The 21,603-nt window shown below is 61.8% G+C and carries 18 protein-coding genes and 2 pseudogenes; 11 read left to right on the top strand and 9 right to left on the bottom strand.

Translation table 11 applies throughout. The annotated features are described in order from the left end of the window. Positions 1–278: 278 nt before the first annotated feature. Positions 279–1,304, bottom strand: a complete 1,026-nt coding sequence (locus tag X738_RS47065; RefSeq protein WP_023797003.1) for an IS110 family transposase — start codon at positions 1,302–1,304, stop codon at positions 279–281. Positions 1,305–1,714: 410 nt separating this feature from the next. Between X738_RS47065 and X738_RS47060 the strand changes: the two genes are divergently transcribed. Further along, the gene (locus tag X738_RS47060; RefSeq protein ID WP_023797002.1) at positions 1,715–3,616 is read left to right on the top strand and encodes an adenylate/guanylate cyclase domain-containing protein; all 1,902 of its coding nucleotides are present in this window, start codon (positions 1,715–1,717) and stop codon (positions 3,614–3,616) included. A gap of 4 nt (positions 3,617–3,620) precedes the next feature. On the opposite strand, the gene X738_RS47055 is transcribed toward X738_RS47060, so the two are convergent. Next, on the bottom strand, positions 3,621–4,082 hold the full coding sequence (locus X738_RS47055; protein WP_051407689.1) for a YHS domain-containing (seleno)protein: 462 nt from the start codon (positions 4,080–4,082) through the stop codon (positions 3,621–3,623). 918 nt (positions 4,083–5,000) lie between these two features. Here X738_RS47055 and X738_RS82080 point away from each other — a divergent pair. From X738_RS82080 to X738_RS47035, 5 genes and pseudogenes are all read left to right on the top strand, one after another. Further along, a pseudogene (locus X738_RS82080) lies at positions 5,001–5,187 on the top strand (aldo/keto reductase); the annotation flags it as partial. A gap of 150 nt (positions 5,188–5,337) precedes the next feature. After that, on the top strand, positions 5,338–5,994 hold the full coding sequence (locus tag X738_RS47045; RefSeq protein ID WP_023796999.1) for an ABC transporter ATP-binding protein: 657 nt from the start codon (positions 5,338–5,340) through the stop codon (positions 5,992–5,994). After that, positions 5,991–8,126: an FtsX-like permease family protein gene (locus X738_RS47040; protein WP_306454927.1), complete on the top strand. Its 2,136-nt coding sequence runs from the start codon at positions 5,991–5,993 to the stop codon at positions 8,124–8,126. Before X738_RS47045 ends, X738_RS47040 begins: the two co-directional genes overlap by 4 nt. Next, the gene (locus X738_RS88695; protein WP_306454926.1) at positions 8,087–8,389 is read left to right on the top strand and encodes an FtsX-like permease family protein; all 303 of its coding nucleotides are present in this window, start codon (positions 8,087–8,089) and stop codon (positions 8,387–8,389) included. The genes X738_RS47040 and X738_RS88695 overlap by 40 nt, the downstream gene beginning before the upstream one ends. Beyond that, entirely contained in the window at positions 8,379–9,425 is a 1,047-nt protein-coding gene (locus tag X738_RS47035; RefSeq protein WP_023796998.1) for a lipocalin-like domain-containing protein, read from the top strand. Before X738_RS88695 ends, X738_RS47035 begins: the two co-directional genes overlap by 11 nt. A 395-nt stretch (positions 9,426–9,820) precedes the next feature. Here X738_RS47035 and msrA read toward each other — a convergent pair whose 3' ends face one another. Further along, entirely contained in the window at positions 9,821–10,339 is a 519-nt protein-coding gene (gene msrA, locus X738_RS47030; RefSeq protein WP_023796997.1) for a peptide-methionine (S)-S-oxide reductase MsrA, read from the bottom strand. 152 nt (positions 10,340–10,491) lie between these two features. On the opposite strand from msrA, the gene X738_RS0140430 reads away from it, so the two are divergent. After that, complete coding sequence (locus X738_RS0140430; protein ID WP_084833599.1) at positions 10,492–10,971, top strand: cold-shock protein; 480 nt, start codon at positions 10,492–10,494, stop codon at positions 10,969–10,971. Positions 10,972–11,119: 148 nt separating this feature from the next. Here X738_RS0140430 and X738_RS47025 read toward each other — a convergent pair whose 3' ends face one another. Beyond that, positions 11,120–12,367: an MFS transporter gene (locus tag X738_RS47025; RefSeq protein WP_023796995.1), complete on the bottom strand. Its 1,248-nt coding sequence runs from the start codon at positions 12,365–12,367 to the stop codon at positions 11,120–11,122. A 195-nt stretch (positions 12,368–12,562) separates the two neighbouring features. Between X738_RS47025 and X738_RS0140425 the strand changes: the two genes are divergently transcribed. The 4 genes and pseudogenes from X738_RS0140425 to X738_RS47010 all read left to right on the top strand — a co-directional run bounded on the left by X738_RS0140425 (position 12,563) and on the right by X738_RS47010 (position 16,347). Beyond that, on the top strand, positions 12,563–13,222 hold the full coding sequence (locus X738_RS0140425) for an ArsR/SmtB family transcription factor (protein WP_031254041.1): 660 nt from the start codon (positions 12,563–12,565) through the stop codon (positions 13,220–13,222). An 89-nt stretch (positions 13,223–13,311) separates the two neighbouring features. Then, the gene (locus X738_RS47020; RefSeq protein WP_236378022.1) at positions 13,312–13,623 is read left to right on the top strand and encodes an ArsR/SmtB family transcription factor; all 312 of its coding nucleotides are present in this window, start codon (positions 13,312–13,314) and stop codon (positions 13,621–13,623) included. A gap of 4 nt (positions 13,624–13,627) precedes the next feature. Beyond that, positions 13,628–14,113, top strand: a complete 486-nt coding sequence (locus tag X738_RS47015; RefSeq protein ID WP_023796993.1) for an SRPBCC family protein — start codon at positions 13,628–13,630, stop codon at positions 14,111–14,113. Between the two features lie 360 nt (positions 14,114–14,473). Beyond that, positions 14,474–16,347: pseudogene (locus X738_RS47010) on the top strand (adenylate/guanylate cyclase domain-containing protein). Between the two features lie 1,017 nt (positions 16,348–17,364). Here X738_RS47010 and X738_RS47005 read toward each other — a convergent pair. The 5 genes from X738_RS47005 to X738_RS46985 all read right to left on the bottom strand — a co-directional run bounded on the left by X738_RS47005 (position 17,365) and on the right by X738_RS46985 (position 21,540). Further along, a complete protein-coding gene (locus X738_RS47005; RefSeq protein WP_023796991.1) occupies positions 17,365–17,652 on the bottom strand; it encodes a GIY-YIG nuclease family protein in 288 nt (95 codons plus the stop codon). Positions 17,653–17,871: 219 nt separating this feature from the next. After that, on the bottom strand, positions 17,872–18,354 hold the full coding sequence (locus X738_RS86750; RefSeq protein WP_245277575.1) for a hypothetical protein: 483 nt from the start codon (positions 18,352–18,354) through the stop codon (positions 17,872–17,874). Between the two features lie 1,161 nt (positions 18,355–19,515). Next, positions 19,516–20,040: a prepilin peptidase gene (locus tag X738_RS46995; RefSeq protein WP_023796989.1), complete on the bottom strand. Its 525-nt coding sequence runs from the start codon at positions 20,038–20,040 to the stop codon at positions 19,516–19,518. 9 nt (positions 20,041–20,049) lie between these two features. After that, a complete protein-coding gene (locus tag X738_RS46990; protein ID WP_051407685.1) occupies positions 20,050–20,592 on the bottom strand; it encodes a tetratricopeptide repeat protein in 543 nt (180 codons plus the stop codon). A gap of 57 nt (positions 20,593–20,649) precedes the next feature. After that, positions 20,650–21,540, bottom strand: coding sequence for a type II secretion system F family protein (locus X738_RS46985; protein ID WP_023796987.1), 891 nt, complete (start codon positions 21,538–21,540; stop codon positions 20,650–20,652). Positions 21,541–21,603: the final 63 nt, after the last annotated feature.

Below are 21,603 nucleotides of genomic sequence, written 5' to 3'. Positions count from 1 at the left end.
CAGCTTCGGGCCGTGTGTGGACGCCCCCGGGAATGCAAGTGATTTCTTTCACTTTGGCGATGAGCAATGCGGTCGAGTTCCGTCGTGTGTCCGGCCTCATAATGCGGCCTTACAACGCCGCGGGCCCTTATGGATCGTTCGGGGATCGGGTCCAAATCGATTAGCCGTGTTCAAGACACTTGGCCCGAAACTGGTTTTCCCGATCCCGTCTTCTCGACTTTTCGCCCATAAACCTCCGCTCAGAACCACCGCACTCCAACGTCTCCAGCCAATCGCCGTCAGGCGGCAGCTGGAGCCTGGTACACCCCGCCGCTGGCCATCAAGGCCCAAGCGACACGGGCGATCTTATTTGCCAGCGCGACCGCGACCAGCATCTTTGGCTTTCGCGCGAGCATACGTGCGAGCCAGGATGATCCTGCAGTCGCACCGCGCCGTGCAGCCCGTTGCACCACGGCCATCGCTCCAAGGATCAAAAGGCGTCGTAGATCTCTCTGCCCCATCTTCGATGTCTTGCCCAATCGCGTTTTGCCACCCGTCGAGTTCTGTTTCGGCGTGAGCCCCAGCCAGGCAGCAAAATCGCGTCCCTTCGTGAAGGTCGAGGGCGGTGGAGCGACAGCCGCCATCGCGGCAGCGCAAATCGGACCGATGCCTGGGATCGCCATCAGTCGCCGAGCGGTCTCATCCGTTCTTGCGATCTCCTTGACACGCTCGCTCAGCGCGCCAATGCGGTCATCCAGTGTTGCAAGATGATTGAGAAGCTCTCTGCCGAGATCGACGACAGCCGGCGGAAGGCTCGTTTCCGGATCGTCGAGGGCCTCGGCCAATTGGCCGATATTCTGGGGGCCTTGCGGAGCGATAACCCCGTACTCCGCTAGGTGACCTCGCAATGCGTTGATCGTCTGGGTTCGTTGAGCCATCAGAAGATCGCGGGTTTTAAAGACCATCGCCTGGCTCTGCTTCTCCGCGCTTTTGACCGCGACAAAGCGCATCGTCGGGCGAGACGCCGCCTCGGCGATCGCCTCCGCGTCAGCCACATCATTCTTTTGCCGCTTTACGAACGGCTTCACGTATTGAGGTGCGATCAGACGCACCTCATGGCCAAGTTTCCCGATTTCGCGCCCCCAATAGTGAGCGCTGGCGCAGGCTTCCATCGCCACCAGACAGGCCGGATGCTCAGCCAGGAATGGCAGCAACCTCGCCCGCGACACCTTTCGGCGGAACGCTACGGAGCCATCAGCCCGCATTCCGTGCAGCTGAAATACATTCTTCGCCAGATCAATTCCAATGATGATAGTATTGTTCATGGACGCCTCCTTTGTAGCAACGTTTCGACACCGCTACCTTGGCACATTGTGATGCCGTTAGGGGGCGTCCACCCCATCGATTNTCCTTTGTAGCAACGTTTCGACACCGCTACCTTGGCACATTGTGATGCCGTTAGGGGGCGTCCACCCCATCGATTGGCGGCAGCAAGCGCACGACTTTGCAGGCAAATTCATAGGTTCGGTGGGCTCATCATCGGCGCCGATCCTGACCCTACTCCTTTGCAAATCAACGACTTGCCCTCCGCTAGGGGTCGGCTTTCGGTTCTGATCCACAATGCGGGTAACCCCGATCTGCGTGCGACCGACGGAGAGAGACCGGCGATTCGCCACGACGGTTCCGGCGTCGTGGGCTACAATGGCGAGAGATCCAGATCGACCGGGGAGCCGAGGTGCCAAGCTCCACAGCAGAACGTCGCCTTGCCGCCATCGTCGCGACCGATGTCGTAGGTTACTCGCGCCTGATGGGCGAGGACGAGACGCAGACGCTGGCCGCCCTCAAGGCGCACCGCAAGGAGCTGATCGACCCTCTCATCGCCGATCACAAGGGCCATATCATCAAGACGACCGGCGACGGTCTGCTGCTGGAGTTTCCCTCTGTCGTTGAGGCGGTGGCCTGCGCCGTTGCCGTGCAGTGCGCCATGCTCGAGCGAAACAGGGCCGTTCCGGAAGGACGACGCATCGAGCTGCGCGTCGGCATCAACATCGGCGACGTCATCATCGAAGACGGCGATATCTTCGGCAATGGTGTGAACGTCGCTGCGCGTCTCGAACAGATCTCGGAGCCGGGCGGCATCTGCCTCTCCGACGATGCCTACCGGCAGGTGCGGGACAAGCTCGACATTGAGGCGTTCGACGCCGGCGAGCAGCACCTGAAGAACATCGCCAACCCCGTCAGGATCTACCGGATCGCCCCGGCTTCATCAGCAACAGGGATCAAACGGGTTTCCGGTATTCGGGGCGGCAGGGCGAGCAGACTTCGGCTGGCGATGGCCGGTCTGACCGTGATCCTCATCGCCATCGCAGCCTTGGCCATCTGGTCCGGTCTGGGCCGAGCCCCTGCCCCAGAACAGCAAGCCGCGAGTCCCGCGACAATCAAACCAGACAGCGGCCCTACACTTCCCATCGTCGCCGTGCTGCCATTTACAAACCAGACCGGCGACGAGGCACAGGAGTACTTCGCCGACGGCGTCACCGAGGAGGTGATCAATGCCCTCGGCCGCTTCAAGAACTTGCGGGTGATCGGCCGCAATGCCGTCTTGCGGTACAAGGGTGGGCAGGCGCGGCAGGCCGAAATCGCCTCCGAACTTGGCGCAGCATACATGGTTGACGGCAGCATCAAAGCATCCAAGGACCGCGTGCGGATCTCCGCGCAGCTGACTGACGCGGACGCTGCTACCGTGTTGTGGTCTGATCGATATGATGGCGAGCTGTCAGACCTGTTCGAATTTCAGGACAGCATCGCGCGGCACATTGCTGGCACGCTGGCGGCCAATATCACTCAGGTGGAGGTGCAGCGTCATTTCAAGGAAGCCAGACCAGACCAGAGCGCCTTCGACCTCTTGTTGCGCGCCCGAGCTGTCGGCCATGCCGCGTCTCGGACCGCCAACCGACAGGTTCGAGAGTTGATGACCAAGGCGATCGAACTGGATCCGAATTATGCCACCACCCATGCTCTTCTAGGCGAAGCCATTTACTCGCAGGTGGTTCTGGGCTGGACGGAGTTCCCCGACCGCGAGCTTGCCCGTGCCGAGAAACTCGCCCGCCGTGCTATCGCGCTCGCTCCCGATGAGCCTGATGGGCACCGCACCCTTGGTCGCATCCTGCTGATCCGCACCGAATACGATCAGGCGCGCAACGCGCTGCAGCGTGCGATCGATCTCAATCCGAGTGACGCCAATGCGTTGGCGGTCCGGGGAACCCTCCGTTCGTTTGATGGGGACCTTCCCGGCGCCATCCAGTCGCTTGAGCTGGCTTTGAAATACGATCCGATGCTCCAGCCGAACTACCATTTCGATCTCGCGATCAGCTACTATCTCGCACGCCGGCACGAAGATGCCCTGCGTGTCGCCGAACGTGGAATCTCCCGGTTTCCGAATTTCCCGATGTTCAATGTCCCGGCCGCAGCGGCAGCGGCACAGCTTGGGCGCCAGGAGCAGGCGGCCCTCTACGTTACCGAGATACGGCAACGCCTGCCGCAGCTCGATATGAGCTTTGACTTTCTTGGCTCGCGCTTCAGAGATCCGGCCTATCCGGCGTATCTGAAGGAGGGACTCAGGCGGGCGGGCTTGTGAGGCGCTATTGCGGTGGCCATTTAGGAAGATCCGGCAATCGCGGATAATTCGCGTCTGCGTTGCTCACCATAACCGCCGGATCGGCAGCAAATTTCCCTGGACCGGCCGGTCCTCCGAAAACGTACAGGCGGCCTTCGTGAATCACCCAATTGTTCGGATCAGCAACCAACCTGTAGCCCCTCGACAGTGCCGCAGTGCACCAATTTTGGTACTGTGGCAGATATCGATCAGGGTCGGCCTTGAAGAGATCGAGGTGGAGCGTCGAGGCGAAGCGGTACAAGGCGCCATCCAATTCATACTGGTACTGCGGATCGCCGATCATCGGCTTGGCCTCGGTGAAGTAGGCTACAGGGTCGTAGCCCTTGATGGCGAGGCGGTCCTCCTCGCTATGGGCAGCGGTGTCGAAAGCGAAAGACAAAGCGCCAGACAGTCCGATCAGGACGGCCAACGCATCGCGCCTGTTCATTGACGTCAACTCCCTTGAACGTGAGCAGCATCAGCCGGCGGCAGAGGCGGTGGCAGATTGTGCTCTCGTCACATGCAGAACGGCCCCGCTCATAAGGGCCGGCCGCTATCGGCATAGCTGGAAGATTACGCCTCGCGTTCGCCCGTGGCAACGCGCATATATGCACCCCAACTAAAATAAGCTTGCGCCAATCTCGTCGCGGGAGCAGCTATATCCGCGAGCGCGGATGTAGCTGTGGCCGCCGGCAGCCGTGCATTGCCCGGGCGTTTCGCGATTCGGCCACGTGCGGGAATGAAATTCTCGATGACCGGTTAAAGCAATCGCTTGGTAAGCACCTCCTCACAATCGGGTGCCTATCGCGGTTATTCGCGCCTCGCGCTGAGAGCCAAACTGTCCTGTTTGCAGACCTTCCGGCCGGACCCACGAAAGTCGCCTTCGGGTCACGTCACGACGTTACTCGCACCGATTTGAAGGTCAGCTATTGAAGATCCGAGGGCCAAAGCTGCCAGTCCGCTGTCGGCCCCTAATGCGACACATTTGGTTCTCGGCTCGGAAGGGTCGCTCTTGGCGCAACTGAGCCCATGACGAACAGCGGATCCCAGCATGTGCGCGAAGTCATTATGGCGTGTTCGATGTTTGTTCGCCCAAAGTCGCATAAGGTTGCATTGTGGAGTGTATAGCATCGTCGATCCGGTGGTTAAGCCATGGGTCGAATCTCATTCTTCCCCAGACGCACGAACGATCTGTCACCGGCCTGCGAAAAACGCCTTCGTGCACTCCCTGTCCTGCCCTGTCTATTGGGTAGAACCCGCGAAGACTTATCTTTTCCAGACTATGCGCGGAGGCCGGAGTTCAGCGATGGCGGTTGAATGAACATCACCCGCAGGGACATTCGTTAAGGTGGCCGCTGGCTCCCCGATGGCCCTCGCCTGGCCGGGAAAGACGCTCGCCGCGACGCCCGCCCCGCTGACGCGCACCATCCCTTCCACCGGCGAGGCGATTTCGGCGGTCGGGCTTGGCACCTGGATCACTTTTCAACCTTGGCGACGACCCGGTGCTGCGCGATGAATGCGCCGACGTGATCGCCGCCTTCTTCGAAGTGGGCGAGAAGGCAAAGCCTGGTGGTTGGTTCTACGCGACAATTGTCGGCTTCCCGCTTGAAACCAGCTGCGGTCTTGCAGGGCAGCAGCGCTTCCTCTGGGGAATTATCAACTGCAGCGCTTTTCCTTTTCGCCACAGACTGTAGCTGTGGTGCATGCTGCTTTCGATCGTAGACCTGCTGAAATCCTATCCCGGCCCGGAAGGCCCGGTGCCGGTCCTGCGGGGCGTGACACTCTCGCTCGACGCCGGCGAGACGCTGGCCCTGACCGGCGAATCCGGTTCGGGCAAGAGCACGCTGCTTCACCTCGTGGCAGGACTGGACGCTGCCGACGGCGGGCGCGTCGGGCTTGATGGGCAGGAGGTCACCGCGCTCGACGACAGTGGTCGCGCCCGGCTCAGGCGAAGCACGGTGGGCATCATCTTCCAGCAGTTCAATCTCATCCCCTCCCTGGACGTCGCCGCCAACATCGCCTTTCAGGCACGTCTGATCGGCACGCCGGAACCGCAGGAGCTTTCACGACTGGCCCACGCACTGGGCCTGGAGCCGCAACTGCGGAAATACCCCGAGCAGTTGTCCGGCGGCCAGCAGCAGCGCGTGGCGATCGCCCGCGCGCTCGCGGCGCGGCCGAAGCTGATCCTCGCGGATGAGCCGACCGGCAACCTCGACGAGGCGACGGCTGACGGGGTGATGGAGCAATTCCTCGCGCTCGTGGCGGAGACCGGCGCAGCGCTCCTGATGGTCACCCACTCCCCGCGTCTTGCAGCACGTCTCGGGCGCCGGGCGCATCTCAGCCAGGGCCGCCTTGCATGACCGGCGCTGTTCTCGAGGCATTGGCTTCGCACTGGCGACGCAACCGGCTTCAATTGCTGACGCTGGTGCTCGGCCTCGCGCTGGCGACGGCCCTCTGGTCAGGCGTGCAGGCGATCAACGCCGAGGCACGCGCGAGCTATGATGCAGCTGCCGCTACGCTGGCCGAAGGCCGGTTCCACCAGCTGATGCCGCGCGAGGGGGATTCCATGCCCCAGGCGCTTTTCGTCGCGTTGCGCCGTGCCGGCTGGCTGGTCAGTCCGGTGGTAGAGGGAAGGCTACGCGTCGGCGGCACCGCCGTGAGGCTGGTCGGCGTCGATCCGCTGACCGCGCCGCCAACTTCCGCTGCAAGCGAAGCACTGGCCCGCACCGACCTCAACCGCTTCTTGCGCGCGGAAACGCTGGTCGCCGGCCCGGAAATGGCCGCGCTCCTTGAGGCGAACATGCCCAACCCGGTTCTGGTCGATCAGGCGGTCGCGCCGGGCAGCGTGCTCGCCGATATCGGCGTCGTCCAGAAGTTGCTTGGCCGCGCCGGGCGCATCAGCCGCCTGATCGTCCTGCCGGAGCAGCCCTTGCGGCAACAGCCGCTGGCGGATATCGCACCGGACCTCGTACTCCAGCGTGCGGACGGTGCGACCGATGTCGGCCGGCTCACCGACAGCTTCCATCTCAACCTCACGGCGTTTGGCTTCCTCAGCTTCGCGGTAGGCATCTTCATCGTCCACGGTGCGATCGGCCTTGCTTTCGAGCAGCGGCGTGGCGTGATCCGCACCCTGCGCGCCCTCGGCGTGCCGCTCCGCCGCCTGGTCGTCCTGATGATCGCCGAGCTTGTCGTGCTGGCGACGCTTGCCGGCGCGCTCGGCATCGCGCTCGGCTATCTCATCGCAGCGCTCCTGCTGCCGGACGTGGCCGCGACGATACGGGGCCTCTATGGCGCCGAGGTCGCAGGCACGCTACAGATCCGCCAGGCATGGTGGCTTTCGGGAATCGCCATGGCGCTCGGCGGCGCATTGCTCGCCGCCGCGAGCGCGTTGTGGCGACTGGCGCGGATGCCGGTCCTTGCGAGCGCCGGCGGCCGCGCCTGGGCGTTGGGCTCGGGACGGACGCGAACGCTCCAGGCTTCAGCCGCGGTCGTGCTGCTCGCGGCGGCGGGCGTGCTGGCCGTCACTAGGGGCGGGCTGGCCGCCGGCTTCGCGCTGCTTGCCTGTCTACTGCTCGGCGCAGCACTTGCACTGCCGCCTTGCCTGGCGGCAATCCTTCGTCTTGGCGAAGCACAAGCCGTTCGCGCCATGGCGCAATGGTTCTGGGCCGATACGCGTCAGCAACTGCCCGGCCTCGGGCTTGCACTGATGGCCCTGCTGCTAGCCATGGCTGCGAATGTCGGCGTTTCCACCATGGTCTCGAGCTTCCGCCTGACCTTTGTCGGCTTCCTCAACCAGCGCCTGTCAGCCGAACTGTACGTCGATGCGGACGCGGTCACGGACCGGGCGGCTCTGGAACGTTTTCTCGAGGCGCACGCTGACGCCGTGCTGCCGATCATGTCGGTCGAAGCGACGCTCGCCGGCTTGCCGGCGGAGATTTTCGGGGTGCGTGTCGGCTACACCTACCGCGAAAACTGGCGCTTCCTCGACGCAATCCCCGCCGTCTGGGACGAGATCGAAGCGGGCAGGGCGGTCGTAATCAACGAGCAGCTCTCGCGCCGCGCCGCGCTGCACGTCGGCCACACGCTGGCGCTCGGCCCCGGGCTGTCTCTGCCGGTCGCGGGCGTCGTCGGCGATTACGGAAATCCCATCGGCCAGGCCATCGTCGGCGAGGCGCTGTTTCGCCAGACGTTCCCGGCCATCGAGCCGAGCCGCTATGGCGTTCGCACCGGCAATCCTCAGGGCCTGCGCCGCGCGCTCACGGAGGCGTTCGACGTTCCACCCGCGCGCATCATCGACCAGGCGGCGATCAAGGCGTTCTCGCTGTCGGTGTTCGAGCGCACCTTCTCCGTGACTGATGCGCTGAACGTGCTGACGCTGGCGGTTGCCGCGTTTGCAATCCTGATGAGCCTGCTCACGCTGGCGGCGATGCGACTGCCGCAGATGGCGCCCGTATGGGCGATGGGGCCACCCAGCGCCGGCTTGCCGGGCTAGAAATCCTGCGTACCGTCCTGCTTGCCGCGATCACGGCCGTGTTGGCCTTGCCGCTGGGCCTGGCGCTCGCCTGGGTCTTGCTTGCCATTGTCAATGTCGAGGCGTTCGGCTGGCGCCTGCCGATGTACGTGTTTCCAGTCGAATACATCCGCCTGATGCTCTTCGCGCTCGCCGCCGCGCTGCTCGCTGCGCTCTGGCCAGCGTGGCGGCTGTCGCGCATGGAGCCGACCGGGCTGCTGAGGATATTCGCCAATGAACGCTAGGGCGCTCATTTTCCTGCTGCTGGGTGTCGGCAATGCCTTCGCCCAGGGCTTTGCCGGGCTCGGCACAGACGCCGAAGGCTTCGCCGTTCCGGAACCGGGCAAGCGGTTCGAGTTCCCGCAGGATCATGGAGCCCATCCGGACTACCGGATCGAGTGGTGGTATCTGACCGCGAACCTCACCGGGCCCGACGGCGCGGACTACGGCCTGCAATGGACGCTGTTCCGCTCGGCGCTCGCGCCGGGCGAGGCCGAGGGATGGGAGAGCCCGCAGGTGTGGTTCGGCCATGCCGCTGTGACCAGCGCCGCGACCCACCTCTCCACGGAGCGTTTCGCGCGCGGCGGCATCGGCCAGGCGGGTGTGATTGCCAAGCCCATCGCGGCCTGGATCGACGCCTGGCAGATGGAGGGCGACAGCCTGGACCGACTTCAGCTCAGCGCGACCGGCAATGACTTCGCCTACGACATCGCGATGCATGCCGAAGGCCCGCTCGTCTTCCACGGCGCCGGCGGCTACTCGGTCAAGTCGGCAAAAGGGCAGGCGAGCTACTACTATTCCCAGCCCTTTTTCTCAGTTGAGGGAAAGATTCGTCTGCCCGAAGGTGAGATCCGGGTGCGCGGCACCGCGTGGCTCGATCGCGAATGGTCGTCGCAGCCGCTGGCGGACGACCAAAACGGTTGGGATTGGTTCTCGCTTTCCTTTGACACAGGCGAGAAGCTGATGGGTTTCCGCCTGCGCGATGCCGCTGACAGCGGCTTCACCTCCGCCACCTGGATCGCGGCGGACGGTGCCGTGACGCCCTACGGCGACGGCAAGCTCGTTGCGACCCCGCTGGAGACGAGCTGGGTGGAGGGGCGCGAAATTCCTACGCGCTGGCGTCTCGTCTTGCCCGACCGTGCGCTCGACGTCACCGTCGGCGCGCTCAATTCTCAGGCCTGGATGGGTCTCAGCATCCCCTATTGGGAAGGTCCGGTGCGGGTGGCCGGCACACACCCTGGCAAGGGCTATCTCGAGATGACGGGCTACCAGCGGCGATGACCGTGGACCCCGGCTGTGCCTGCGCGTCAGATCGTCATGGGCAACTCCCGGGATACCAAGTCGCGGCGCGATAGTTAGCGATGCGGTATATCGGATCACCCAGCATTGGCTATTGTTGTCGCTTGTCAGTTAATTGTAAGAATGCGGCGATTTGGTTGAGCCTTGGCATTTAATTGTGAGAATCCAGGTGATCTGATTCTCAAATTAACTGCATTTGAGACGAGACTCTCGACCTGCGGGCTTGGGCTATCATGTTCTCGGCAGCGTCAGTGAATTATTCGCAACCGCTTTGGACGTGACGCCATGGGCTAGGCCGCCACAGCACTGGACGGTCCGCGCTCGGTCCCCGACGGATTCCGCGAACTGGCCGAGAAGGAGTTGTAAAGTGCGGCTGCCTACCCCGCGCGGCGAATTTCCTCTCGCTTCGGAAGCTTCCAGTTTGGTCTTGGGAAATGACAGGTGTAGCCATTGGGATAGCGCTCGAGGTAGTCCTGATGCTCCGGCTCGGCCTCCCAGAAATCGCTGACCGGCGCCACCTCGGTCACGACCTTACCGGGCCAAAGCCCGGATGCTTCGACATCGGCGATGGTGTCTTCCGCAACGCGCTTTTGCTCGTCGTCTGTATAGAAGATCGCCGAGCGGTAGCTCGCGCCGACGTCGTTGCCCTGGCGGTTGCGCGTCGTTGGATCATGGATCTGGAAGAAGAATTCCAGCAGATCGCGATAGCTGATCGTGTCTGGATCGAACACGATCTCGATCGCCTCGGCGTGGCTGCCATGATTGCGATAAGTAGCGTTAGGCACCTCACCGCCAGTGTAGCCGACGCGGGTGGAAATCACGCCGGGGTAGCGGCGGATCAGATCCTGCATACCCCAGAAGCAGCCGCCTGCAAGCACAGCGCGTTCGTTCGTCATGGTCTCTGACCTCCTGAATTTGGGCTCATCGCCAATATAGGCATTGTTGGCGTCTTTTTTCAGTCGCAGGCCATTTGACACAAACGCGTCGCCCGATGAAGATTATCCTGAACAGCTAGCGCAGTGCGCGCGCCATGTCAGTCGAGACGATCATGGGCAAGTATACAGACCAACGCGAGCCACGTAGGCGTCGGTATGACGATGACCCGGTTTCCTTTTCGGAACGGACTTCCGAACCGAGCTACTTTCAACGCCCGTCGACCGTAACGGCAGAGCCCGTCGACGCCGAGGTGATCTGGTTCAATACCAGCAAGGGTTTCGGCTTCGTCAAACTGTCCGATGGCACGGAGGCTTATCTCCACATCCGAGTGTTGGAGGCTGCCGGAAGCCGCGCTGTTGCCGAGGGGACACGTCTCAAGGTCGCGGTTGAAGAAAGTCCAAGAGGTCGTCAGGTCGTGCACGTGCTGGAGATCAGCGATCAGATCGTGAAAACGCCGGCAGATGCGCGCCTTGCTGAGGGTTCCATCGCCGGGAAGGGTGGTGCGCAACTGGAGAGCGAGGGGACGGTCAAGTGGTACAATCCCGAAAAAGGCTTCGGCTTCATTGCTCCCGATAACGGGGCGCGCCAATAATCTCAATCAGTTAGCGGCGCGACACCGTTTCAAATCGGTTTTTGAAACGGTTTTGAACGGCCGGATGCTTTTTCGTGTGATTTCGCGCGAGTGGCACGTCAGGAACCCGACGCTGGCGCGGCGGAGGCGGACGCATCCGGGGCGACGTTCAACTGCTTCGTCCGGCATGACCTTCGCGCATCATGAAAGCGACCACGGTACCGGACAGGAAAGTGAGGGCGGCGATCGAGGCAATCGCCCACGCCAGGCCGAAGAAGTCGGCGATCAGTCCCGCCGACAGCGCACCGATCGCGTAGCCGAGATCGCGCCAGAAGCGGTAGACGCTGAGCGAGCGGGCGCGCCATGAAGGATGCGACGCATCCGATACCGCGGCGATCAGGCTCGGATAGACCATCGCCGTGCCAAGTCCTAGCAGGAGGCAGGCCACCAGCCACCAGCCGAAATTCGCGGTCAGCGCCGTGAGAAAGAGCGCCGCCGCCTGCACCCACATGCCGGCGACGATCAGGCCCTTGCGGCCCCAGCGGTCGCTGAGCGGTCCCGTCACGACCTGCAGCACACCCCAGGTGACGGGATAGACGGCCTTCAGAATGCCGATGCGCTCCACGCCAAGCCCGCCGGCTGCGAAGAAGAGCGGAAAGATGCCCCAGCTCATGCCGTCATTGAGGTTGTTCACCAAACCGGCCTGCGAAGCGGCAAAGAGGTTGCGATCCCGAAAAGAGGTCAACGCAAAGACCTCGCGGAAGGAAAGGGGTGATGCCTCGCGCGGATGGTTCGCCAGTTCTGCGCGCACATGATCGCGCGTGTCGCACACGAGCAGGATCGAGAGCACCGTGCCCACCACCGCGTAGCCGACGCCGAGATAGATCGGGATTGGTCGCAGACCGTAGCGGCTGGCGAGATAGCCGGTGAGGAAGGCGGTGATCCCGACTGCGAGGTAACCGGCAAACTCGTTGAGCCCTACGGCGAGGCCACGCCCCTTCGGGCCGACAAGGTCGACCTTCATGATGACGGTCATCGACCAGGCGAAGCCCTGGCTGATGCCAAGCAGCGCGTTGGCGGCGATGACCCAGTTCCAGTCTGGCGCCCAAATGATCATGAAGGGCACCGGCAGGCCGAACAGCCAGCCGATAACCAGCACGCGCTTGCGCCCCCATTTGTCGGCGAGCTGTCCGGAGACAAGGTTGGCCAGCGCCTTGACGACGCCGAAGCTGACGATGAAGGAGACGACCAGCGTGGTCGAGGCGAGCCCGAATTCCTCTGAGCCGATCAACGGCACGACGGTGCGTTCGATGCCGACCATGCCGCCGACGAATGCATTGATAAGCACAAGCAGCGCGAACTGCCGCCAGTTGGCCTTGAGACCGAGGCTCACTGCTGGCGCCGCCATCGTTGTCATGCGGCACCGGCATTGATGGCTCGGGTGCGTGCGGCCATCACTACATCAATCCCGTTCGGGAGCCGTCAGAGCCGGAGCCAAGGCTGCTAAGCGATTGAAGGGGCTTCTCGGCCACGGACTTGTCTCCTCGGGGGCCGTGTGATACCGCATCATTTCAATAATTATGTTGAATGAACTAGCGTGGCTGCTACCCTGATGTCAATCCGCAATCCGAAGCAGGCACTTTACGAGCAGTTCGCGGTTGTCGCGAAGGCTCTGGGCAATCCGCAGAGGCTGGAACTGATCGAGCAACTCGCGCAGGGTCCGCGCAGCGTGGAAGCCTTGGCCGCCAAGCTTGCGCGTCCGGTGGCGAATGTCTCGCAGAATCTCCAGGCGATGCGCCGCGCCGGACTCGTGACGTCAGAGCGCGCTGGCAAGTTCGTCAACTACCGGCTCGCAGATGAAAGCGTACTTGCCGCCTTCGCCTCCATTCGAGTCGTTGCCGAGCGGCATTCGGCCGAGGTCGAACGCATCGTGAGGGGCTATTTCGACCGGCGCGACGATATGGAGCCCGTGTCCCGGGAAGAGCTGGCCGCGCGAATGAAAGACGGGCTCGTTACAGTCATCGACGTCCGACCGCCCGATGAGTTTGCGCTCGGACATCTGCCCGGCGCGATCAACGTCCCCCTCGGCCAACTGGAGCAGCGGTTGTCCGACCTCGAGGCGAAGCCCGAGATCGTCGCCTACTGCCGCGGTCCGTGGTGCGTGATGTCATTCGAGGCGGTCGCATTGCTGCGTGAGCACGGCTTCCGCGCACGCCGCATGGAAGATGGCCTGCCCGAATGGCGTGACGCGGGCTTAGCTGTCGAGGCTTGATCGACTTCAACTTCAAAGTCCCCCTCACTCAGCCCTTTTTGCCGTAGCAAGGTTGACTCATCACGTTAGTCCGTGCTAACGCGTTAGTGGTGACTAACGTGAACAACAGCTGGACCGCCCTGGGCGACCCCACCAGGCGCACGATCTTCGAACTCTTGGTCGAGCATCCGCGTTCGGTTACCGAGTTGGCGCGTGCCCTGCCGGTGACCCGGTCGGCGGTCTCGCAGCATCTGAAGGTGTTGAAAGAGGCAGGGCTCGTTGCAGACACGCCGGCTGGCAAGCACCGCATCTACCGCGTCGAACCCGACGGGCTGGCGGCGCTTCGCACAGAGCTCGACCGGTTCTGGATGAAGACGCTCGCTGCCTTCAAGCAAGCTGTCGAACAACCGCGAAAGGAGTGAAAAAATGAACACGCAAGCAGCAGACACCTTGGTAAGGCACTCGATCGTGGTCGAGGCGCCGATCGAGCGCGCCTTCGAGGTCTTCACGGAGGATTTTGGCAAGTTCAAACCCAGGGAGCACAATCTGCTCGCCGTGCCGATCGCCGAGACCGTGTTCGAGCCGCGCGTCGGCGGCCATATTTATGATCGCGGCGCCGACGGCAGCGAGTGCCGGTGGGCGCGCGTGCTGGCTTATGAGCCGCCGCACCGTGTGCTGCTAAGTTGGGACATCAGTCCGCAATGGCGGTTGGAGACCGATCCGAACAAGGCCAGCGAGTGGGAAGTCCGCTTCACTGCCGAGACGGCTAATCGGACCCGCCTGGATCTCGAGCATCGCAAACTGGAGCGCCACGGCGCCGGCTGGGAAAGCGTGCGCGATGGTGTCGCCGCCGATCAAGGCTGGCCGCTCTACCTGCAGCGATACGCCGACCTGTTCGGGCGTCGGGCCTGACGGCCACATCCGCAAGCATCAGATCGAATCCGGCCTCGCGGCCTGCAATCCCGTAAGCTCAGGAGTTATTCGCGGTGGCGACACTGTCGCGAATAACGTCCCTTGCCTACCCGGAGCCCACAAGCGTAGGCGCAATAATTGCCTGACCAGCATGCCCAACGCCGCTTCGGATGCGGGGACGGCTCCGCGCGAAGCGGATGATGGCTGACGAAGGTCAGAACGGTATAGGCCACAATGGTCACGCATTTGTGAGCTGTATGATAAGCCTATTCGGGATTATGGGTCTAATCTTGAAGCGTGCGTCGTCTTAAGTGTCACTAGTAATAGTCCCTGCAGGGCCGCCGCTCAGGAATAATGCTGATGGAACGCAAGCTCGCGGCAATCATGGCCGCCGATATCGTCGGCTACAGCCTGCTGATGGCTGAAAACGAGGCTTCCACCTACACGAAGCTGCGCGCTGTTTTTGATGAGCTCATTGACCCGACCACTGCCCGCCATGGCGGGCGCATCGTCAAGACGGCGGGAGACGGCTTTCTCGCCATGTTTCCAAGCGTCAACGAAGCGGTCGATGCGGCGCTGGCCATACAGGAAGGCTTCGACAAGGGCCCGTTCGAGCTGCGCATCGGCATCAATCTTGGCGATGTCATCGAAGATGACGGCGACGTATACGGCGACGGCGTCAATGTGGCCGCCCGTCTTGAGGCCATGTGCGATCCGGGGCAGATATTCGTCAGCGGCGCCGTGGTGATGGCGGCCGACCGCAACAGCGCGGACAGGTTCGTCCGCATCGGCCGCAGGCGGGCCAAGAACATTCCCGAACTTCTCAACGTCTACCGCGTAAGGCGCGCGGGCTCTGCGTGGTCGCCATGGCGGCACGTGCCGCAGGTGCTGCGCAGCACCGCTGCCCGCTGGTCTTATGGCGTAGCCGCCATAGCCCTCATCCTCATCGGCACCCAAATCCAGCCGCTCCCCCTGGCAGCCATGGTCAGCCGCATCCCGGGGGTCTTGTCGATGGACCAGAGCCGCTCAGACCCCCGGCCGTCAGTGGCGGTGATGCCTTTTGCCGCGATGAGCGGCAGCGGCGAGCAATCGTATTTCGCGGACGGATTGGCCGAGGATGTGACGACAGCCCTTGCCCGCAATTCAGAGCTACAGGTAATCGCGCGCGATTCCACCTACGCCGTGCACGGGCAGGGTACGGACGTGCGCAAGCTTGGGGCGAAGCTCGGCGTTGATTATGTGGTTGAAGGCAGCGCCCGCCGTGAAGGCGACCAGCTTCGCGTGTCGGCGCAGCTGATCGATGTAAAGACAGGCGCGCATCTGTGGTCGCGCAGTTTTGACCGGCAGGTCGCCGACGTGTTCACCGTCCAGAGCGAGCTGACCACTGAAATCGTCGCGCAGATCGCGCCCTATATCGGCAGGAGCGAGGCGGCGGCGGCAGCGGAACGCCCGACCGACAACCTGCAGGCCTATGACCTCGTGCTGCAGGCCCGCAACCGCTACCGGCACGGCGGCGATGACCCGCACAGGACATTCTGGAGGCGCGGGGCCTCTACCAGCGCGCCCTTGAAATGGACCCGTCCTATGCGGCCGCCCGCGCAGGCCTCGCGCTGACCTTTATCGCCAGCGTGGCGCAGAGCGGTGACGGCCGGGAAAACGCACCGGAACTCCATCTTGGGCTTAGCGAAGCTCGGCAGGCGGTCCGTCTCGACCCCAATCTTGGCCTTGGCTATCAGGTCATCAGCTTCGGGCTTGCCCTGCAGGGCGACTATTCAGGCGGCTTGCAGGCCGCGCGGCGCGCTGTGGAGCTCAACCCTAACGATCCCGACAGCATGATGGCGCTTGCAAAGGCGCAGGTTCGCTTCGGGCAATATGATGATGCCGTCGCCAACGCAGAGCGGGCCCGCCGCCTTCATCCTATGGCGCCCGAGTACTACGCCTATGTGCACGGGCAGGCGCTCTACGCGGCTGACCGCCGCGACGAGGCTTCCGCCGTCATAGAAGAATGCCTGATCCGGGCGCCGCGCGATGCAAACTGCCTTCTGATTCAGGCGGCTTTGCAGGCCGGGGGCGGCGAGATCGAGGCAGCCCAGCAGACGATGGCAAAGCTGGTCGAGGCGCATCCGGCATTCTCGCTGGAAGCAGAGCGCGCTTACCGCCGGTTCGGTGACAGGCCGCTGATGGAAGAGTTCCTGCAGGACCTCGCAAAGGCCAAGGCTCCTGAATCAGCCTGAAAGTTTTTACAGAGCGACTTCAACCATTAGCGGTGCCGAGCCTCCTTCTCCCGCCTCTGTGGCTATTGCCACAGTGCCGCGCCAGACGGGAGCAATCAGGGACCGAGTCTCTGAACGTCGTCGGTCGCGACAAAGCATCTGTGGCCAAGAGACGTTACTCCGACGCCTTGCTGGCATGGCAGGGTGTCAGAGGGTTAACAAATCCGGCGGGAGCCTGTTTCGCTCACACCCGAATTCGGCGGTCCCGATCAGCCGGTGGTTCGCCTTGAGTCAATGCTGCGATAAGCAGAGAACAATCCAATTCCTCGGGGAATGAAAACCTTAGGTCGCTCTGAGTCGCCATACGAAGCGACCTCAATCTTGCTGTCTTCGCGGCGCGTTCGGCACGCTCAGCCTCAGCCATGACCTTCGCGGAGCGAGTAATTTGCCTATTCTCCAGCCAACACATCTGTTCGATCCCGCTAAATTTCTTCTCGGACGCTTGCCGTAATTTCGGGGCGGATTTCCGCGACCACCAAGGCCAGTTCGGATCCGATTCCGCCTTTTCTCTTTGCCGAGCCGTTTTCGCGCCGGTACGCCTTCATGCCCTGACTCAATTGCGATTGTCGCCCTTCGTTGTGATGAAGTCGCTTCGATCGGTGACGCTAAGATCCGCGTTGCCGCCAGGCTTGGGCCGATCGCCTTGGCAATAGCGCCGCCAACGCGCGAGTAGCCCGAGCCGTGCAAATCATGCTGTTACGCTCTATGTGGCTGGACTCTGGCCGGCGCCTATCTGGCGCCATCACCAAGATCGCCGCGGCAGATGACTAGTTCCTCTGCACAGTGATTTTGACAGATCGCCGATCGGCAGCGAACGTCGAAAATTCCGGTCAGTGGCGAATCGCCGACCTCTGGGATTGGCTGATACATCCATCCCTTCGTCATCCTAGGGCAAGCAAGGAGCGAAGCGACGCGGCGCAGACCCTAGGATCCATGCCGTTACCCCAGCCGAAGAATGATACGGCCCAGAACCGAACGCTACCACCCGGTTCCGCGAAAAAGCTCGAACCATTCTGGGTTGGTCTTCTCGATCAGTTCGATCTTCCACTGGCGCGGCCAGCGCTTCAGCGACTTCTCGCGCTGGATGGCGTCGCGAATGTCGAAATGTTCGTCATACCAGCCCAGCCGCTGCACGCCGTAGCGGCTGGTGAAGCGCGAGCCATCGCCGGATTTGTGCTCCGGCATGCGGCGGCCGAGATCATTGGTGACGCCGATATAGATCGTGCCGCGCTTCTGGCTCGCGGTCATGTAGGCATAGCCGGTCATGGTGGAAGGGTAGCTTGCACTGTTGCGGACGCAAGCGCCGTTCTGGGCCGTTGCATTCTTCGGCGGATGTCACGGCATGGATCCCAGGGTCTCCGCGACGTCGCTTCGCTCCTGCTCCGCCCTAGGATGACGAAGGTGTGGTGGCCTGTGGCGTTGGATCGGCGGCTGCAGGCCGGCAGCGACCGACAGTCAAAGAACCAAATACCCTGTGCAGAGGAACTAGCGGAACAGATATTTTGATACCTCTGGATTGCCTCGTCTCCACATGACGTTATCCAGAAAGTAGTGATGCACGTTGATGAATATCCACGCTATGAAGAGGAACAACGACGAGCCGAACACCTCTTTGTTGTAAGGAACCAAAACGGACAACGCGATCGGGACCAGCCAGAAACCGAGAATTCCAAGAATTCCACCAACAATGATAAACCCCAGCACCCGCAGCCTGTACATCGGGCCAAGAATGGACAGAACCTTGAATTCGGGTTCTGTAGCAGCATCTGAACGGTCGCGCTCAACATTGGTCTGATAACGCCAGACCACCGCCAGGTACTGCAACGAATGGAGCGCCGGCACCACAAGCAACCAAAGCGGGTTTATCCTCACAAATAGAATCCAGGCGTATAGAGACACGACGTAGGCGACGACGCCGTTGTACGGCAGCGTGCCACCATGCTTGCGCCAGCGATTGATCAGCATCACGACCGTGGCTGCCGTGGAAGCAGCGGCGGCAAATACGGCAATATTGGTGACCCATGAAGNGATTGATCAGCATCACGACCGTGGCTGCCGTGGAAGCAGCGGCGGCAAATACGGCAATATTGGTGACCCATGAAGGGGCGGCAAATGTGTAGTAGTCCAAGCCCCAGAATTGCCTTTCGGTGATCACCGCGTTTGTCTGAAGCCAGGCGAACAGCCATACGGCATAGCCGTTGAACAACAGCACTTTCTTGTCTTGCTCGTTGAAGAACCTGCGCTTCAATACGGCGTCCACCATCAGCATGCCGTAGCCTTGNCAGCACTTTCTTGTCTTGCTCGTTGAAGAACCTGCGCTTCAATACGGCGTCCACCATCAGCATGCCGTAGCCTTGCTTGACATAGTGCCAGCCCACAAAAAAGGCCATCACATTGCCAGCATACCCCAGCAGGCGCGCATTCCCCGCTATTGAACCGTAAGCAAAAAAACCGCCCATGATCAGCGGGACGACAATGCCCGCGAAGATGTAACGGACCTGAAGGTTCTTGTCATATCCGTCTCCNCGTAAGCAAAAAAGCCGCCCATGATCAGCGGGACGACAATGCCCGCGAAGATGTAACGGACCTGAAGGTTCTTGTCATATCCGTCTCCGCGCACCTTCCGCCCGAAGTTGCGATAGAAAAGTTGATACGAGTGGGCAAAGTGCGGATGGTTTATCAGATGAGCCAGCAACAACATCGTTGCGCCCACGAAACCTTCGTACTTAAGAGGGACAAAAAACAAGACCGGCAGGATGAGGAACGCGCTCCCGCCAAGCATGAGAAAGTCAGCGACCGGANTTAAGAGGGACAAAAAACAAGACCGGCAGGATGAGGAACGCGCTCCCGCCAAGCATGAGAAAGTCAGCGACCGGACCAAAAAGATACTTCTGTGGGGTCGCCGCCACAGGAACCGCATCCGCCGAAAGGTGAAGTGCCATATTTATGCCCCTTGGGGAGACTCATTTAACAAGCCCGTCGTTTCCGAACGGTTAACGTGAAACGGTGTATGGCGTCATTGCACGGAACGTGCTGCTCATCACCTCAGCACTGGCGTCTGACGCGAGCCGCTTGAGGACATGGACGCCTGAGATGTACAGCCAGGCAGTTGCGGCAATTCCTGTCTGGTCAGATCGCCGGACCGGGATGGGGCATCAAGGTGATGTAGATCACGAACCCTATCGTGCAGATCGCTGCGAGCGAGATCGGCACGCCAAACGGCACAACGCCTTTGCGGTCCAGGTGCTGAACGTAGAGGCGGAAAGCGCCCGCGGGCAGCATGAACGGATTTTTCACGATCAACGCTGTGGCGAGGGCGAATCCCAGCAGCAGTACGGAGAACACAAGGAGGCCGCTGCCGCCGATCAGCAACGGCACCACCGCCATCAGCTTGACGTCGCCGGCCCCGACCTTGCGCAGGACCCAGAACGGAAACAGCGCAACAAACAATAAAAGGCCGGCGATTGCGCTCAGGCCCATCTCCCACCACGACCCGGATTGAGCCGACAGTAGCTGCAGCGAGCCCAAACCCAGGCAAAGCAGCAGCAGCACATTCTGGTTGGAGATCTTCTGGGTGGTGAAGTCGAGCCAGGCGATCCTTGCCAGCAAAGGAATGGCTAGTCCCTTCAGCAGCACCGATGCGGCGAGCAACATGCTATCGCCTTACCGCTCGAGATTCTTCACGCTGGACGACAGGAGCTGCAGATTGTTGGCCACGGTCGGATCGTTGGGCGACAGCTCATAAGCCTTGAGGAAATTGCTGCGCGCGTCCTGCAGCTTGCCGCGCAGCAGATAGGAATAACCGACATTGTTGTAATATTCGGGCGTCCCGCCGACCAGCCGGAAGGCCTGGCGATAGGCGTGGTCGGAGAGGTCGAAGCGGCGGATGCGATCGCTGGAGGCGGCCAGGCCCATCCAGGCACCGCCATCATTGGGCGCCAGTTGCGTCGCCTTGTAGAACAGGGCGCCGGCGTTGCCGTAGTTTTCCGCGCGGAACTGGTTCTTGGCTTCGGCAACAGCCTGGTCCGAGGCATAGTACTCGACGTCGCTGACCGTCTTCAGCCCATCGAAGGCATCGCCAAAAGCTGTCACGTCACCTTTCGAGGGCTCGTTGGTGCGAACGACGCCGCTATTAGCCGTCTGACAGCCGGAAAGCACGATAAGCAGCAAACCGGCTATGGCTGCGAGGCGCATTGGCCCTGTCATTTCGTCCCCCAAAAGAGTTCTCTCCGACTCTGTATTTCGACCAAAGCACAGACGTGCCTAGAAGAAAACACCCTTCATGCGGATGATCACCGGCAACATGATGACCATCATCACCACCGGAAAGATGCACAGGCCCAATGGAATCATCATTTTGACCGGCAAAGCATTGGCGCGCTCCTCGGCACTCAGAATTCTCTGACTGCGCATCTCTTCGCTGTAAACGCGCAAAGCGTCGGTCAGGCTGGTGCCGAGTTCTTCCGACTGACGGAACAGCACAGCCAGCGCCCGCGCCTCGTCAAGGCCGACACGGTCAGACAGTTCACGCAGTGCCTCGCGAAGCGGTTTGCCGGCGCGCAACTGCAGGGTCATGATCGAAAGCTGGATGCCGAGCCATTTGTGCGTGCCGGCCAATTCCTGGCTCACACGCTCGACTGCCGCCTCCAGACTCATGCCTGCATCGGCGCAGGTGATCATCATGTCCATGAAATCGGGGAAACCACGACGATAAATCTGCTTTTGCCCATTCTCGAACCGGTCAAGCAGGATGCTTGGAATAACGATGCAGGCGAGCCCGAACAGAGCAGAGCCGGCGAAGGCCGCGAAACCGGGCAACTGAGGCGGGAGCACTCGAGACAACAGCGCGTAGGCAGCCAGAAAACCAGCACAGACCGCACCGAGGCGCGACAAGGTATAGATCACCGGAGCGCTTCGGTGATAAAAGCCGGCTCGAAACAGCTTGGCCTCGAGGGCATTTGGCTCGTCTCGCTCCTTTTCCATCGATTTAAAATACGCGTCGACTGGCCGCTGCGCGGCGATCTTGGCAAGCTGTTCCTGTCCAACGAGCGAGCGGCGATCGGCAATTCCCTCTGCCATCAGGCTTTGCGTAACCAGCTTGCGCGTCTGCAGCGCCGGCAAGAATACAAACGCTGCGAACAGGAAAAGGGCCATCCCAGCGACAAAAACGGCGATGGAGACCAGAAGGCTCAGATCGTCAGTGTTAGCAAAGAGGTT

The sequence above is a fragment of the Mesorhizobium sp. L48C026A00 genome (assembly GCF_000502375.1).
In the GTDB taxonomy this organism is placed as follows: Bacteria; Pseudomonadota; Alphaproteobacteria; order Rhizobiales; family Rhizobiaceae; genus Mesorhizobium; species Mesorhizobium muleiense.
Note: the sequence above shows the minus strand (reverse complement) of the source record. Positions and strands in the feature narration are given on the sequence as shown.

Bases quoted from the DNA above. Each gene is read 5' to 3' on its own strand.
- X738_RS47065 (WP_023797003.1), bottom strand. From the start codon at position 1,304: ATGAACAATACTATCATCATTGGAATTGATCTGGCGAAGAATGTATTT.
- X738_RS47045 (WP_023796999.1), top strand. From the start codon at position 5,338: ATGCTGCTTTCGATCGTAGACCTGCTGAAATCCTATCCCGGCCCGGAA.
- X738_RS47040 (WP_306454927.1), top strand. From the start codon at position 5,991: ATGACCGGCGCTGTTCTCGAGGCATTGGCTTCGCACTGGCGACGCAAC.
- X738_RS46995 (WP_023796989.1), bottom strand. From the start codon at position 20,040: ATGTTGCTCGCCGCATCGGTGCTGCTGAAGGGACTAGCCATTCCTTTG.
- X738_RS47015 (WP_023796993.1), top strand. From the start codon at position 13,628: ATGAACACGCAAGCAGCAGACACCTTGGTAAGGCACTCGATCGTGGTC.
- X738_RS46990 (WP_051407685.1), bottom strand. From the start codon at position 20,592: ATGACAGGGCCAATGCGCCTCGCAGCCATAGCCGGTTTGCTGCTTATC.
- X738_RS47055 (WP_051407689.1), bottom strand. From the start codon at position 4,082: ATGAACAGGCGCGATGCGTTGGCCGTCCTGATCGGACTGTCTGGCGCT.
- X738_RS88695 (WP_306454926.1), top strand. From the start codon at position 8,087: ATGGGCGATGGGGCCACCCAGCGCCGGCTTGCCGGGCTAGAAATCCTG.
- X738_RS46985 (WP_023796987.1), bottom strand. From the start codon at position 21,540: ATGGCCCTTTTCCTGTTCGCAGCGTTTGTATTCTTGCCGGCGCTGCAG.
- X738_RS0140425 (WP_031254041.1), top strand. From the start codon at position 12,563: ATGTCAATCCGCAATCCGAAGCAGGCACTTTACGAGCAGTTCGCGGTT.
- X738_RS47005 (WP_023796991.1), bottom strand. From the start codon at position 17,652: ATGACCGGCTATGCCTACATGACCGCGAGCCAGAAGCGCGGCACGATC.
- msrA (WP_023796997.1), bottom strand. From the start codon at position 10,339: ATGACGAACGAACGCGCTGTGCTTGCAGGCGGCTGCTTCTGGGGTATG.
- X738_RS0140430 (WP_084833599.1), top strand. From the start codon at position 10,492: ATGGGCAAGTATACAGACCAACGCGAGCCACGTAGGCGTCGGTATGAC.
- X738_RS47035 (WP_023796998.1), top strand. From the start codon at position 8,379: ATGAACGCTAGGGCGCTCATTTTCCTGCTGCTGGGTGTCGGCAATGCC.
- X738_RS47025 (WP_023796995.1), bottom strand. From the start codon at position 12,367: ATGACAACGATGGCGGCGCCAGCAGTGAGCCTCGGTCTCAAGGCCAAC.